Source organism: Duffyella gerundensis, from assembly GCF_001517405.1.
Classification (GTDB): Bacteria; Pseudomonadota; Gammaproteobacteria; order Enterobacterales; family Enterobacteriaceae; genus Duffyella; species Duffyella gerundensis.
This window is the reverse complement of record NZ_LN907827.1, coordinates 2,158,128-2,171,019: the sequence shown is the minus strand read 5'-3', so window position 1 is coordinate 2,171,019 and position 12,892 is coordinate 2,158,128. Positions and strand designations below refer to the sequence as shown.

Below are 12,892 nucleotides of genomic sequence, written 5' to 3'. Positions count from 1 at the left end.
GGGGTAAATGTTATGTGCTGGTTATCGGCGTAATAGTAAACGTCAATGGGGCAGGAAATGGCGATTTTCACATGAAAAATAGTAATGCTTTTCCACAGAAAAAGTTATGGCTCACCTGCATGGGACGTGCTGGCGGCAAGCGGAATTGATTAATCAGACTATTCCGGCACGTCGGGATAAAGCTGCAGGCTGAGCTCGCGAATAATGCCTGCGGTCATTCCCCAGATAAAGTAGTCATCATACCAGGAAAGCCAGACCGGCAAGCGTCTGCCCTGACGGTGAACGCTGAGTTCACTGTAGCGCGAAACGCGCAGCGCTTCCTGTAGCGGCATCTCAAACAGCGATTCCACCTCCGCCGGATTCATGCGGTAATCAATCGCGGGTGGGATCAGGCCGACCACCGGCGTGACCTGAAAACCGGTGCTGCTGGTGACTGGCGGCAGCGTGCCCAGTACCCTGACCCGATCCGGCGGGATCGCCACTTCTTCCATCGCTTCGCGCAGGGCAGTAGCAATCAGTGACGCATCTTCCGCATCCTGCATGCCGCCGGGAAAAGCGACCTGGCCAGCGTGTTTACGCAGGGTGCGGGCGCGGCGGGTCAACAGCAGGCGAGGCTCAGCCGCTGCCACGATCGGCACCAGCACCGCCGCATGGCGCGTCGGCAGCTCAGCGGTTTTTACCGCCGGCGGATGCAGCAGAAAACGGGTTAAAAAGTTATCCAGCGTCAGGTTATTCTGCATCGTCAGCCTCCTGCGGCAGGCAGGGTAAAATGCGCTTAAGCTTGTGCAGCGTCTCGGCATATTCCGCGTCAACGTCGCTATCGGCCACAATGCCACCGCCCGCGGCACAAAACAGCTGACCCTGTTCGGCTATCAGAGTGCGAATGGTAATGCTGGTATCCATGCGTCCACAAAAACTGATGTAGCCAATGCTGCCGCACCAGGCGTTACGCCGCTGTGGCTCAAGCTCTTCGATAATTTGCATTGCCCGTACCTTGGGCGCGCCGGTGATTGAACCGCCGGGAAAACAGGCACGCAACAGATCGGTCGCCTGTAGCGGCGGTTTCAGTCGGGCACGCACCGTGCTGACCAGATGGTGCACCGCCGGAAAAGGCTCCACCACAAACAGTTCTGGCACCGATACGCTGCCGGGCGCGGCGACGCGGCCAATGTCGTTGCGCAGCAGATCGACAATCATCAGGTTCTCAGCGCGATCTTTTTCCGATGCCGCCAGCTTCAGCGCCTGCTGCTGGTCTGCGGCGGCATCATCCAGCCGTGGCAGCGTGCCTTTGATCGGACGGGTTTCCACCACGTCGCCCTGTAGCGAAAGAAACCGTTCCGGCGATAAGCTGAGAATGGTGCTCGTCGGCAGGCGCAGAAAGGCACTGAACGGCGCACGGTTCTGCTCATTAAGCAGACAAAAAGCGTGCCATTCGTCGCCGCGATAGGGCGCCTGAAAGCGCTGTGCCAGATTGACCTGATAGCAGTCGCCGGCCAGCAGATAGCGCTGCACCGCCGCAAAACGCTGACGATATTCCTCCGGGGACATATTCGACTGCCAGCGGCGGGTAAGGGTAAACGGCGCGGCGGCACGCGGCACCAGCCGTTGCAGCCAGTTTACCCGCTCACCGTCATCTGCCTGCGTGACAAGGGTCAGCTTGCGCAGATGATGATCGGCGATCAGCGCCCAGTCATAAATGCCCACCGCCATATCGGGCGTACGCAAATCATCTTGTGCCTGGCTGGCGATCTGTTCGTAGCGACGGCCCAAATCGTAGCCAAACAGCCCCAGCGCGCCGCCCTGAAAAGGAATGTCGGGATGGGCGGGCGTGCTGAGGTTCGATGCCAGCAGCGCGTCCTGCAGTAAGGTTAAGGGATCGTCCTCTGTGAGCCTGACGCCGTTATCGTCGGCGATTTCGGTGAGGGCTCCCTGGGTCACCAGCCGAACACGCGGCTCACAGACCATGATATCAAAGCGATTATCAGCGTGATCCGCCTGACCGGAGCTGAGCAGCATCGCCCACGGGCAATCGGCCACCGCAGAGAACAGCGAGGTCAGCGAATCGGGTTGATAATCAAGCGAGGTGTAGACGGGCGGCATAGTTATTAACCGTTCATTTCTCTGGGCAGTTAGCCTGCCACAATAATTTACTGGTAGCATCTCGCTTTAGCGTAGAATCGCGTGATACCCACAGGAGAGCAAAATGATTACTGGATTACCTGCGTTATCTTACGATCAGCAGCAAGAAGCGGTCGATCGTATCCATAAACTGATGTCCGAAGGCATGAGCAGCGGCGAGGCGATTGCGCTGGTGGCGCAAGAGATTCGTGAAACCCACACCGGCGGGCATATTACCGCGCGTTTTGAAGATGAAGACGACGAGGAATAAGCCCGCTTCGCTTACAGCGCGGCAACCACTTTGATTTCCACCAGGTATTTGGGATTCATCAATCCCGCCTGAACCGTGCAGCGCACTGGCGCATTGTCGGGAGAAACCCAGGCATCCCAGGCGCGGTTCATTGCAGCGAAATCTTCTTTATTGACCAGAAAGATGGTCGCATCGAGAATGCGGCTTTTATCCGATCCTACTCGCGTCAGCAACGCATCAATGACCGCAAGGGCATTGGTGGTTTGCGCTTCGGCATCATCATCAAGGTTTTCAGGCACGCTGGTATAATATACCGTGTCATTATGAATCACGGCTTCCGACATACGATGTTCCGGGTCAATGCGTTTAATGGTCATCTGTTTTACTCCTGAGAATCATGGCGCCCAAGCCTGCCACAAAAGTGCAACCGCGGCTATGCTGCGATACTTTCCCGCGCGAAAACCCCATAAAATAGCGGTTTTATTTTCAGCTGCATAGGGCTGAAATTAATCTTTATTTTCAATTTGTTAAACGAACCCTTAAGCAAAATGCAGCGTTGAAAACTGCGTGATTGCACTTTTTTTACAGCCTCAGCAGGCAAAAAATGGAAAGTTAAGTAAACTTAAATTTTTGAGGTCACCGTATCAGGATTACATTCATGGGTAGCTACATTGTTCGCATTGAATTACGCAACGCGCCGCCAGCGGCTTATGCCCGGCTGCGGGATGAGATGAAACAGCATGGCTTTATGCGCACGCTGATGTGTAAAGGAGGCATCAACTATCGTCTTCCCAGCGATGAGTTTGCCTACGTCGGCACCGAATATCGCCAGGAGATCATGCACAAGGTATTTGCACTGGCCGAGCGCATCAGCGCCAACCCTGCGGTGCTGGTGACCGAATCACTGGGGCGATACTGGCGAGGGCTGGAAGCGATTGAAGGGTGATCGGCCGCTACACTTTTGCCCGTGGACGAACAGCGTAAATTGCCACGCCCGGTAAACAGACCGCGCCAGCGGTCGCCGTATCGCGCAGGGAAGGCGCTCTAACCGCTTTTTCAATGCGACAGCAGGGCCTGGCGTATCCCGCTGCAGTTTTTTCCGCATGTCGCGCTTTCTCATGCCGTTTTGCGGTGAGGCCGGCAGCCCGTCGTCGCGCATGACGACGGGCCTTCGCCGTTTCGCGGCTAACCCTGCCGTAAAGAATAATCGTCATACGTCTTCACTCGTAAAAGCCCGGCACGCCTGCTAACACGCAGCCAACAGGTTAATTTATGCTCATCTTTATACTGTATTTATATACAGTATTTCAACCAATTTTGCTTGTTCCTGCTCCCTTTCTGTTAAATCATCGTCTGCTCTCGCAACGCCGACACTGAAACCCACCGCCATAGCGGCGTAAGCTAAGGCGAGAGCGGGTGAAAAATGGTATAAAAGCCGCCCTAAAAAAAGCACGGTTTACGAGGACTGAACGCAAAAAATGGCGAATCAACAATATCTTTTTTGGGTCATGGCGGGCGCACTGACGCTCTTGATCACCTTTGTTTCGGTGATGGTGGGTAAATCGCAAACCCCGCGTAAAGGCGTCCTCACCTTTATCGGCCTTTTCGTTGTGCTGGCCCTGCTGACGCTTTACGTCATCTATTGAACCCGACATGTCCGCAAAAATGCGGTGAGTGCGTTGCAGGTCGGATACTGACATAATCACAGGTGTTTTCGCAGGGTTGAGAGGAAGTGTGGCAGACGATTTTGCAGCAGAAGGCCTGTTAGCGCAGGCGATTCCAGGTTTTAAACCGCGGGCGGCCCAGCGTGAAATGGCGCAGGCGGTCAGTGACATCATCAGCGATCGCGGTGAGCTGGTGGTGGAAGCGGGAACCGGCACCGGTAAAACCTATGCCTATCTGGCGCCGGCCTTACGTTCGGGTAAAAAGGTTATCATCTCGACCGGCTCCAAAGCGTTGCAGGATCAGCTATATAGTCGCGATCTGCCGACCATCGCGCGCGCGCTGGATTTCAAAGGCCGACTGGCGCTGTTGAAAGGGCGCTCCAACTACCTTTGCCTGGAACGCATGGAACAGCAGTCGATGGCGGGCGGTGAGCTTCAGGCACAGGCGATGAGCGATCTGGTACACCTGCGCGGCTGGGCAAGCGAAACCGTTGATGGTGATATCAGCACCTGCGCCGCAGTGGCCGAAGACAGCACTATCTGGCCCTTAGTGACCAGCACCAACGACAACTGCCTCGGCAGTGATTGCCCGCTCTATAAAGAGTGCTTTGTGGTTAAAGCACGCCGCAAATCGATGGATGCCGACGTGGTGGTGGTGAATCACCACTTATTTCTGGCGGACATGGTAGTCAAAGACAGCGGGTTTGGAGAGCTGATCCCGGAAGCCGACGTGATGATCTTTGATGAAGCCCATCAGATCCCCGATATCGCCAGTCAGTATTTTGGTCAACAACTCTCCAGCCGCCAGCTGCTTGATCTGGCAAAAGACATCAATATCGCCTATCGCACTGAAATTCGGGATGTGCAGCAGCTGCAGAAGTCGGCCGATCGTCTTGCACAGTGCGCACAGGACTTCCGTTTGCGCCTTGGCGATTCGAGCTTCCGTGGCAACCTGCGTGAACTGATGCAGGATAAAGAGGTGCAGCGCGCGTTTACACTGCTGGATGATGCGCTGGAGCTCTGTTATGACGTGATCAAACTCTCGCTGGGACGCTCTGCACTGCTGGATGCCGCCTTTGATCGAGCCGCGCTCTATCGTGCACGCCTGAAACGGCTGCGGGATACCAGCCAGCCCGGCTTTAGCTACTGGTACGAATGTAACTCGCGCCACTTTATCCTGGCGTTAACGCCGCTGTCGGTATCGGATCGTTTTCGCGAAGTGATGAACGATCGCCCCGCGGCGTGGATTTTCACCTCGGCGACGCTGGCGGTGAATGAAAATATGGATCACTTTATCGACCGGCTGGGGGTTAAAGGCGCGAAAACGCTGATCCTCTCCAGCCCGTTCGATTACACCCGTCAGGCGCTGCTGTGCGTGCCACGTAATCTGCCGTCGCCCAATCAGCCGGGCGGTGCACGCCAGCTGGCGATTATGCTGGCGCCGCTGATCGAAGCGAACAATGGCCGCTGCTTTTTTCTCTGTACCTCACATCAGGTGATGCGTGAGCTGGCGGCACAGTTTCGCGCCATGCTGACGCTACCGGTGCTGTTGCAGGGAGAAACCAGCAAAGGGCAGTTGCTCAAACAGTTCGTTGCCGCGGGCAATGCGCTGCTGGTGGCCACCAGCAGTTTTTGGGAAGGGGTTGACGTGCGCGGCGATGCGCTGTCGCTGGTGATTATCGACAAATTGCCGTTTACCTCGCCAGAAGATCCGCTGCTCAAAGCGCGCATGGAAGATTGCCGTCTGCGTGGCGGCGAGCCGTTTGACGATGTGCAGCTGCCTGACGCGGTGATTACCCTGAAGCAGGGCGTTGGTCGCCTGATCCGGGACGTTGACGATCGTGGCGTGTTGGTGATTTGTGATAACCGGCTGGTCATGCGTCCGTACGGTGCGCTGTTTCTCAACAGCCTGCCGCCAACGCCACGTACGCGTGATATTGACCGCGCCGCCGCCTTTCTCCGTGAGCGCGAAGATCGGTAATTACTGGCGCGCTATGGTAAACTGCGCGCCGCAAAAAAGTCATTCCTGCCAGAGGTTAATATGTCTGCCCGAATTTTAGCCGTTGATACGGCAACGGAAGCCTGCTCGGTTGCCTTGTCCAACGGTGACACCGTTAATGCCCTGTTTGAAATCTGCCCGCGCGAGCACACGCAGCGCATTTTGCCCATGGTGCAGTCGGTGCTGCAGCAACAGCAGGCCACTTTGCATACGCTGGATGCGCTGGCCTATGGCCGCGGACCCGGCAGCTTTACCGGCGTGCGCATCGGTATTGGCATCGCGCAGGGTCTGGCGCTGGGCGCCGATCTGCCGATGATTGGCGTTTCCACGCTAGCAACCATGGCGCAGGGCGCATGGCGTCTGGCCGGTGCAACCCGCGTGCTGGCTGCGATAGACGCGCGTATGGGCGAAGTCTATTGGGCGGAATACCAGCGCGATGAGCAGGGCAACTGGCTCGGTGAAGCGAGCGAAGCGGTGCTGACGCCCGCCGCAGCGCAGCAGCGCATGGCGGCGCTGAGCGGGGAATGGTCCACCGTGGGCACCGGCTGGCAGGCCTATCCTGAACTGGCGACGGGCCACGCTCTGCAACTGCGTTCTGCCGGTGTGGAACTGCCTGTCGCTGAAGATATGCTGCCGCTGGCGCAGGCCGCGCTACGAGCAAATCAGGCGGTTGCGGTGGAGCAGGCGGAGCCAACCTATCTGCGTAATACCGTCGCATGGAAAAAGTTACCTGGCCGCGAATAAGGCAGCAACTTAACGTTGGCGGCATAGTCTAATTGCTAAGATTGTACTATTTAGACGATGGTCAGATTTTCCACAGGAGATGGCGATGCGTTACGCGGTAATAGGGCAGCGAGCTGCTCTGGTGTTGGCCACAGTGCTACTTGCAGGCTGTGTGACGGTCCCTGATGCAATTAAAGGTCATTCGGCCACGCCGCAGGATGATCTGGTGCGGGTAATGAATGCTCCGCAGCTCTACGTAGGTCAGGAGTCTCGTTTTGGCGGCAAAGTAGTCAAAGTCAGCAATCTCAACGGTAAAACCCGCCTGGAAATTGCCGCCCAGCCGTTGGATGAAGGTGCGCGTCCGACGTTAGGTGCCGCTTCTAACGGTCGCCTTTACGCCGACATCAACGGCTTTGTCGATCCGGTAGATGTTAACCAGCAGATGGTCACCGTGGTCGGCACCATTAAAGGCACTGAAAAAGGGCAGATTGGCGAGGCCAGCTACAACTATCTGGTTATTGATGTCAGTGGCTATCAGCGCTGGCGCGTCAGCCAGCAGGTCGTGATGCCACCGCAGCCGATGGATCCATGGATCTGGTATGGCCCGACGCGCCACCGGCACGGTTACTGGGGTCCAAACCCGTGGTACGGCTTTAATATGGGTGCACCGGCGCAGGTACAAACCTTTTTAACTGAATAAACCGGCTGTCCAGGATAAAATAGAAAACGGCCCGCTTGCAGCGATGTGAGCGGGCCTTTTTATTGGTGTTCTCATGGAATGAGAAAATTAGTGATGCGTCTCGCAAGCTGCAAACGGGCATGAAGGCTCAACTGGTCTAATAAGTTAAAATATTGTTAACACTGAACCGGTTTGAGGCGGCGATGGCGATCAAAAACGAGTATCGAGGTGATGCGTTGAACAAAGTATGGCTTAACCGCTATCCAGCTGATGTACCGGCTGAAATTAATGCCGATCGCTATGAATCACTGGTCGGGCTGTTTGAAGCGGCGGTGAAACGCTATGGCGACCGGGCGGCCTTTATCAATATGGGCCAGCAGATGAGCTTCAACCAGCTGGAGGAGCGCAGTCGTGCGTTTGCCGCCTGGTTACAGCAGGGGCTGGGTCTGAAAAAAGGCGATCGCGTGGCATTGATGATGCCGAACCTGCTGCAATATCCGGTGGCGCTGTTTGGCGTCTTACGCGCCGGGATGATCGTGGTCAACGTCAATCCGCTTTATACGCCGCGCGAGCTGAAGCATCAGCTGAACGACAGCGGCGCCAGCGCCATTGTCATCGTCTCAAACTTTGCGCATACGCTGGAAAAAGTGGTAGCAGAGACGGCGATTAAACAGGTAGTGCTGACCCGGCTGGGCGATCAGCTGTCGCCGGTAAAAGGCACGCTGGTCAACTTCGTCGTTAAATATGTCAAACGGCTGGTGCCAAAATATCATCTGCCTAACGCCATCTCCTTTCGCGACGTGCTGCAGCAGGGAAAAGCGCTGAGCTACGAACGGCCAGCGATGAGCAATGACGATCTGGCCTTTCTGCAATATACCGGCGGCACCACCGGCGTGGCCAAAGGCGCAATGCTGACCCACCGCAATATGCAGGCGAATCTGGAGCAGACAAAAGCGACCTACGGTTCGGTGCTCCGCGATGGCAAAGAGCTGGTAGTCACCGCACTGCCGCTGTATCACATCTTTGCGTTGACGGTAAACGGCCTGCTGTTTCTCGATCTCGGCGGCACCAACCTGCTGATTACCAACCCGCGCGACATCCCGGGCTTTGTGAAAGAGATGGCGAAATACCCCTTTACCGCCATTACCGGCGTTAATACCTTGTTCAACGCGCTGCTGAACGACAGCCATTTTCAGAAGCTCGATTTCTCAAGCCTGCGCCTTTCCGCCGGTGGCGGCATGTCGGTGCAGAAAGTGGTTGCCGAGCGTTGGGAAAAACTCACCGGTCACTATCTGCTTGAAGGCTACGGCCTGACCGAATGCGCGCCGCTGGTTTCGGTCAATCCTTACGATATCACCTGCCATAATGGCAGCATCGGCCTGCCGATTCCCTCTACCGACATTCGGGTCAGCGATGAGCAGGGCAATGAGGTCGCGCCGGGCGAACCCGGTGAGCTGTGCATTCGCGGGCCCCAGGTGATGCGTGGTTACTGGCAACATCCTGAAGCCACTGAAGAAGTGATGAAAAATGGATGGCTTCACAGCGGCGATATTGTTACCGTTGATCGTGAAGGGTTTATCCGCATCGTCGACCGCAAGAAAGATATGATTCTGGTCTCCGGATTTAACGTCTATCCCAACGAGATTGAAGATGTGCTGATGCAGCACAGCAAGGTACGGGAAGCCGCCGCGATTGGCGTGCCCAGCGACCTGTCGGGTGAAGCTGTGAAGGTGTGCGTAGTGAAGAAAGATCCGTCGCTGACCAAAGAAGAGCTGCTGGATCACTGCCGCCGCCAGTTCACCGGCTACAAAGTACCTAAAATCATTGAGTTCCGTGACGAACTGCCGAAAAGCAACGTCGGTAAAATTTTACGCCGTGAGCTGCGCGATGAAGCGTTGAAGAAAACCGCCTCTTAACGTTGTTGTTAACAACAGACGCATTACGCCGGTATCCTTACCGGCGTTTTTATTGAGATTATTTTAACGGTCCGCCGCTAAACGCGGACTGAGAGAGAAATGACATTGGATTATTTACTGATTGAGAATGACCAGTTGCTGGCTGAAGTGTGTGAAGCCGCTGGCCGCCACGACAGCGTGGCGCTGGATACAGAATTTGTGCGCACCCGCACCTATTATCCTCAGCTGGGGCTGATTCAGCTGTTTGATGGCGAACAGGTTAGCCTGATCGATCCGCTTAAAATCACTGACTGGACACCGTTTGTCGCGCTGATGAGCAACAGAAGCATCACCAAGTTTCTGCATGCCGGCAGTGAAGATCTTGAAGTGTTCCTCAACCAGTTTCGCCAGCTGCCTGAACCTCTTATCGACACGCAAATTCTGGCAGCCTTCAGCGGTCGCGCGCTCTCCTGCGGCTTCGCCACCATGGTGGAATCTTTTACCGGCATTGCGCTGGATAAGAGCGAATCGCGCACCGACTGGCTGGCGCGTCCGCTGACCGAGAAGCAGTGTCAGTATGCCGCCGCCGACGTCTGGTATCTGCTGCCCATCGCGCATCAGCTGATGAAGGAAACCGAGGAAGCGGGCAATATGGCCGCGGCATTAAGCGAATGCGCGCTGCTCTGCCAGCGTCGTACCGATGTGCTGCAGCCAGAAGACGCATGGCGGGAAATCACCAACGCCTGGCAGCTGCGCCCGCGTCAGCTGGCGGCGCTGCAGCGCCTGGCGGCATGGCGCCTGAAGGTCGCGCGCGAGAAAGACATGGCGGTTAATTTCGTCGTACGCGAAGAACACCTCTGGAAAGTGGCACGTTTTCTGCCTGGTTCACTGGGCGAACTGGACCATCTTGGCCTGGCAGGCAATGAGATTCGGTTTCATGGCAAAGCGATGCTTGCCTGTGTCGCGGAAGCGACGGCCGCTGACGAAAGCAGCCTGCCTGAGCCGCTGGCTAACCTGATCGATCATCCGCAATACAAAACGGCGTTCAAAGAGATTAAGGCGCTGATTAAGACGGTATCGGAAGAGAGCGGATTTAGCCCGGAGCTGCTGGCGTCACGCAGGCAAATCAACCAGTTATTAAGCTGGCACTGGAAGCTGAAGCCGCAAAAACGCGAGCCAGAGCTGTTAGCAGGCTGGCGCGGTGAACTGCTGGCCGCACGCATCCAACACATACTGAACGTGGAATAGACCCGGTAAACATTCCCCTGCTCAACAGCAGGGGAACGCTATACGCGTTGGGTGATCATTTAGTGTCGGCTTCTTCCACTTCCGGCAGCGTCACGTTCAGCTCCAGAATTGAAATATCGTCGCCTTTTTGATCCAGCTGCACGGTAACCATTTCCGGATCGATTTTCACATAACGGCAAATCACTTCCAGAATGTCACGCTTCAGCTGCGGCAGATAGTGGGGCTCACTGTCGCCCCTCCTGCGCTCAGCCACGATAATCTGCAGCCGTTCTTTAGCGATGTTTGCGGTGTTCTTCTTTCGGGATAAAAAGAAGTCAAGTAAGGCCATGGTTTATCCCCCGAACAGGCGTTTCAGGAAACCCTTCTTCTCTTCTTCAATGAAGCGGAAGGGGCGTTCTTCACCGAGCAAGCGATCAACGGTGTCGGAATAAGCTTTACCAGCGTCAGATTCGGTATCCAGAATGACCGGCTCACCCTGGTTAGAGGCGCGCAGTACCGACTGATCTTCCGGAATCACGCCAGCCAGTGGAATACGCAGAATTTCCAGCACGTCTTCCATGCTCAGCATGTCGCCGCGATTGACGCGTCCCGGATTGTAACGGGTCAACAGCAGATGCTCTTTTACCGGATCCTGGCTGTTTTCCGAACGGCGCGATTTTGAGGCGATAATGCCCAGAATGCGGTCGGAGTCACGTACTGAGGAGACCTCAGGGTTGGTGGTAATGATCGCTTCATCGGCGAAGTAGAGCGCCATCAACGCACCGGTTTCGATACCCGCTGGCGAGTCGCACACGATAAAATCGAAATCCATCGCGGCCAAGTCGTTCAGCACTTTCTCAACCCCTTCACGGGTCAGTGCATCTTTATCACGGGTCTGTGACGCAGGCAGAATAAACAGTTTTTCCGTGCGCTTGTCTTTAATCAGCGCCTGATTCAGCGTGGCATCACCCTGAATAACGTTGACGAAGTCGTATACCACACGACGTTCGCAACCCATGATTAAATCGAGATTACGCAGACCGATATCAAAATCGATAACGACTGTTTTCTTACCTTTCTGCGCCAGACCGGTCGCGATGGCCGCGCTTGACGTGGTCTTGCCAACGCCCCCTTTGCCTGATGTAACAACAATAATGCGTGCCATATAGAGTGATTTCCTTAACGAAAGAAAAGGGGCCTAAAGTAAAGTCTTAATGGTAAGCACGCCGTCCTGTAAGCACAGGCGGGCGGCCTTACCGAAAAATTCAGCCGGCAGTTGATCCATAATCCAGTATTCACCGGCTATTGAGACCAGCTCCGCTGAGAGACTGGTGCAAAAAATCTGGCAATCGCGATCGCCGCTGGCACCGGCCAACGCACGGCCACGCATCGTGCCGTAAATATGAATGTTGCCATCAGCAACCAGTTCGGCACCGGCGCTGACGCTGCTGGTTACGATCAAATCCGCATTCCGCGCATAAATCTGCTGACCCGATCGCACTGGCGTATTAATGATGCGCGTTTTCGACGCTTCAGCCGCCTGGACAATCGGTTCTGGCAGTGCCTCAGCCTGAGGCTTTGATTCTTTACCTTCGGAGAGGACCGGAAGCCCGGCGCGGGTGATCATGCGTTTCAGCGCGTCATCTTTACAGCCGCTGACGCCGACGATGCGCAGCCCGGTGGCTGCTATCGCCTGCTGCATCTCTTTCCAGTTCACCGCGCCATTAAGGCTGGATACATTCAGCACCACAGGTGCATTTTTCAAAAAAGCCGGAGCCTGGTCGATCTTGTCCTGTAGCGCCTGACTAACCACCTCGGGCTGAGTGTGGTGTAAATGAATGACAGACAGCGTAAAACTGCTGCCCTTTAACTCGATTGGCGTTTGCGACATCTGTCCTGACTCAGTCCTGTTATGTCTTACCTGGTTAAATTATGCCTGATTTAATCAATGCTTAATCGCGGCGGGACATTATTCCGAAGTACTGCAAGCATGTTATAGTTACCGCTATATTCAGGCAAGCCACCATTCCCGTTAATTCGAGTAAAAAATATGTTTTGTGTGATCTACAGAAGCGCATTGCGCGACCAAACTTACCTTTATGTTGAAAAAAAAGACGATTTTTCGCGGGTGCCGGAAGCGCTGCTGAAGAGCTTTGGTAAGCCACAGTTATCTATGGTTTTAAACCTGGGCAAGCGGGAGAAGCTGGCGGGCGCGGATATTAAAAAAGTGCAGCAGGCTTTATTAGATCAGGGCTATTATTTACAAATACCGCCGCCGCCGGAAAGCCTGTTAAAGATGCATCTGGAAAATAGCGGTCAGGATTAATTCGGATTCAT

At 55.3% G+C, this 12,892-nt stretch carries 16 protein-coding genes; 9 read left to right on the top strand and 7 right to left on the bottom strand.

Annotated features, from left to right (window positions below; all coding sequences use genetic code 11):
* Window positions 1–158 precede the first annotated feature (158 nt).
* Window positions 159–740 (bottom strand): CoA pyrophosphatase, encoded by a 582-nt coding sequence (locus EM595_RS10070; protein ID WP_067431207.1) that lies wholly within the window; start codon window positions 738–740, stop codon window positions 159–161.
* Window positions 730–2,100 (bottom strand): aminodeoxychorismate synthase component 1, encoded by a 1,371-nt coding sequence (pabB, locus tag EM595_RS10065; RefSeq protein ID WP_067431204.1) that lies wholly within the window; start codon window positions 2,098–2,100, stop codon window positions 730–732. The genes EM595_RS10070 and pabB overlap by 11 nt, the downstream gene beginning before the upstream one ends.
* Window positions 2,101–2,203: 103 nt before the next feature.
* Here pabB and EM595_RS10060 point away from each other — a divergent pair, with 103 nt between their 5' ends.
* Window positions 2,204–2,389, top strand: a complete 186-nt coding sequence (locus EM595_RS10060) for a YoaH family protein (protein ID WP_067431201.1) — start codon at window positions 2,204–2,206, stop codon at window positions 2,387–2,389.
* An 11-nt stretch (window positions 2,390–2,400) separates the two neighbouring features.
* Here EM595_RS10060 and EM595_RS10055 read toward each other — a convergent pair whose 3' ends face one another.
* Complete coding sequence (locus EM595_RS10055) at window positions 2,401–2,745, bottom strand: RidA family protein (RefSeq protein ID WP_067431198.1); 345 nt, start codon at window positions 2,743–2,745, stop codon at window positions 2,401–2,403.
* A gap of 281 nt (window positions 2,746–3,026) precedes the next feature.
* Here EM595_RS10055 and EM595_RS10050 point away from each other — a divergent pair, with 281 nt between their 5' ends.
* Window positions 3,027–3,314: a type V toxin-antitoxin system endoribonuclease antitoxin GhoS gene (locus EM595_RS10050; RefSeq protein ID WP_067431195.1), complete on the top strand. Its 288-nt coding sequence runs from the start codon at window positions 3,027–3,029 to the stop codon at window positions 3,312–3,314.
* Window positions 3,315–3,321: 7 nt separating this feature from the next.
* On the opposite strand, the gene EM595_RS21075 is transcribed toward EM595_RS10050, so the two are convergent.
* Entirely contained in the window at window positions 3,322–3,582 is a 261-nt protein-coding gene (locus tag EM595_RS21075; protein WP_157883864.1) for a transcriptional antitermination N peptide, read from the bottom strand.
* A 264-nt stretch (window positions 3,583–3,846) separates the two neighbouring features.
* Between EM595_RS21075 and EM595_RS21275 the strand changes: the two genes are divergently transcribed.
* The 6 genes from EM595_RS21275 to rnd all read left to right on the top strand — a co-directional run bounded on the left by EM595_RS21275 (window position 3,847) and on the right by rnd (window position 10,576).
* On the top strand, window positions 3,847–4,014 hold the full coding sequence (locus EM595_RS21275; RefSeq protein ID WP_173645369.1) for a hypothetical protein: 168 nt from the start codon (window positions 3,847–3,849) through the stop codon (window positions 4,012–4,014).
* Between the two features lie 88 nt (window positions 4,015–4,102).
* Window positions 4,103–6,013: a DNA repair helicase YoaA gene (locus EM595_RS10045; RefSeq protein ID WP_067431192.1), complete on the top strand. Its 1,911-nt coding sequence runs from the start codon at window positions 4,103–4,105 to the stop codon at window positions 6,011–6,013.
* A gap of 60 nt (window positions 6,014–6,073) precedes the next feature.
* On the top strand, window positions 6,074–6,775 hold the full coding sequence (gene tsaB, locus EM595_RS10040; RefSeq protein WP_067431189.1) for a tRNA (adenosine(37)-N6)-threonylcarbamoyltransferase complex dimerization subunit type 1 TsaB: 702 nt from the start codon (window positions 6,074–6,076) through the stop codon (window positions 6,773–6,775).
* 85 nt (window positions 6,776–6,860) lie between these two features.
* Window positions 6,861–7,454 (top strand): Slp family lipoprotein, encoded by a 594-nt coding sequence (locus tag EM595_RS10035; RefSeq protein ID WP_067431186.1) that lies wholly within the window; start codon window positions 6,861–6,863, stop codon window positions 7,452–7,454.
* Window positions 7,455–7,669: 215 nt separating this feature from the next.
* A complete protein-coding gene (gene fadD, locus EM595_RS10030) occupies window positions 7,670–9,349 on the top strand; it encodes a long-chain-fatty-acid--CoA ligase FadD (RefSeq protein WP_157883863.1) in 1,680 nt (559 codons plus the stop codon).
* Between the two features lie 105 nt (window positions 9,350–9,454).
* A complete protein-coding gene (gene rnd / locus EM595_RS10025; protein WP_067435355.1) occupies window positions 9,455–10,576 on the top strand; it encodes a ribonuclease D in 1,122 nt (373 codons plus the stop codon).
* Window positions 10,577–10,631: 55 nt separating this feature from the next.
* On the opposite strand, the gene minE is transcribed toward rnd, so the two are convergent.
* From minE to minC, 3 genes are read right to left on the bottom strand one after another with little or no spacing between them, the layout of a single operon-like run.
* Window positions 10,632–10,904 carry a cell division topological specificity factor MinE gene (gene minE, locus EM595_RS10020; protein ID WP_067431181.1) on the bottom strand — a complete coding sequence of 91 codons (273 nt, stop codon included), beginning with the start codon at window positions 10,902–10,904 and terminating at the stop codon, window positions 10,632–10,634.
* 3 nt (window positions 10,905–10,907) lie between these two features.
* Window positions 10,908–11,720: a septum site-determining protein MinD gene (gene minD, locus EM595_RS10015; protein ID WP_067431178.1), complete on the bottom strand. Its 813-nt coding sequence runs from the start codon at window positions 11,718–11,720 to the stop codon at window positions 10,908–10,910.
* Between the two features lie 33 nt (window positions 11,721–11,753).
* Window positions 11,754–12,446, bottom strand: a complete 693-nt coding sequence (minC, locus tag EM595_RS10010; protein WP_067431175.1) for a septum site-determining protein MinC — start codon at window positions 12,444–12,446, stop codon at window positions 11,754–11,756.
* 159 nt (window positions 12,447–12,605) lie between these two features.
* On the opposite strand from minC, the gene EM595_RS10005 reads away from it, so the two are divergent.
* Complete coding sequence (locus tag EM595_RS10005; RefSeq protein ID WP_067431172.1) at window positions 12,606–12,881, top strand: YcgL domain-containing protein; 276 nt, start codon at window positions 12,606–12,608, stop codon at window positions 12,879–12,881.
* Window positions 12,882–12,892: the final 11 nt, after the last annotated feature.

Excerpts from the sequence above, each read along its gene's own strand:
- minD (WP_067431178.1), bottom strand. The coding sequence starts at position 11,720 with ATGGCACGCATTATTGTTGTTACATCAGGCAAAGGGGGCGTTGGCAAG.
- EM595_RS21075 (WP_157883864.1), bottom strand. The coding sequence starts at position 3,582 with ATGACGATTATTCTTTACGGCAGGGTTAGCCGCGAAACGGCGAAGGCC.
- minC (WP_067431175.1), bottom strand. The coding sequence starts at position 12,446 with ATGTCGCAAACGCCAATCGAGTTAAAGGGCAGCAGTTTTACGCTGTCT.
- tsaB (WP_067431189.1), top strand. The coding sequence starts at position 6,074 with ATGTCTGCCCGAATTTTAGCCGTTGATACGGCAACGGAAGCCTGCTCG.
- EM595_RS10060 (WP_067431201.1), top strand. The coding sequence starts at position 2,204 with ATGATTACTGGATTACCTGCGTTATCTTACGATCAGCAGCAAGAAGCG.
- EM595_RS10005 (WP_067431172.1), top strand. The coding sequence starts at position 12,606 with ATGTTTTGTGTGATCTACAGAAGCGCATTGCGCGACCAAACTTACCTT.
- pabB (WP_067431204.1), bottom strand. The coding sequence starts at position 2,100 with ATGCCGCCCGTCTACACCTCGCTTGATTATCAACCCGATTCGCTGACC.
- EM595_RS10035 (WP_067431186.1), top strand. The coding sequence starts at position 6,861 with ATGCGTTACGCGGTAATAGGGCAGCGAGCTGCTCTGGTGTTGGCCACA.
- EM595_RS10070 (WP_067431207.1), bottom strand. The coding sequence starts at position 740 with ATGCAGAATAACCTGACGCTGGATAACTTTTTAACCCGTTTTCTGCTG.
- EM595_RS21275 (WP_173645369.1), top strand. The coding sequence starts at position 3,847 with ATGGCGAATCAACAATATCTTTTTTGGGTCATGGCGGGCGCACTGACG.
- EM595_RS10050 (WP_067431195.1), top strand. The coding sequence starts at position 3,027 with ATGGGTAGCTACATTGTTCGCATTGAATTACGCAACGCGCCGCCAGCG.
- EM595_RS10055 (WP_067431198.1), bottom strand. The coding sequence starts at position 2,745 with ATGACCATTAAACGCATTGACCCGGAACATCGTATGTCGGAAGCCGTG.
- minE (WP_067431181.1), bottom strand. The coding sequence starts at position 10,904 with ATGGCCTTACTTGACTTCTTTTTATCCCGAAAGAAGAACACCGCAAAC.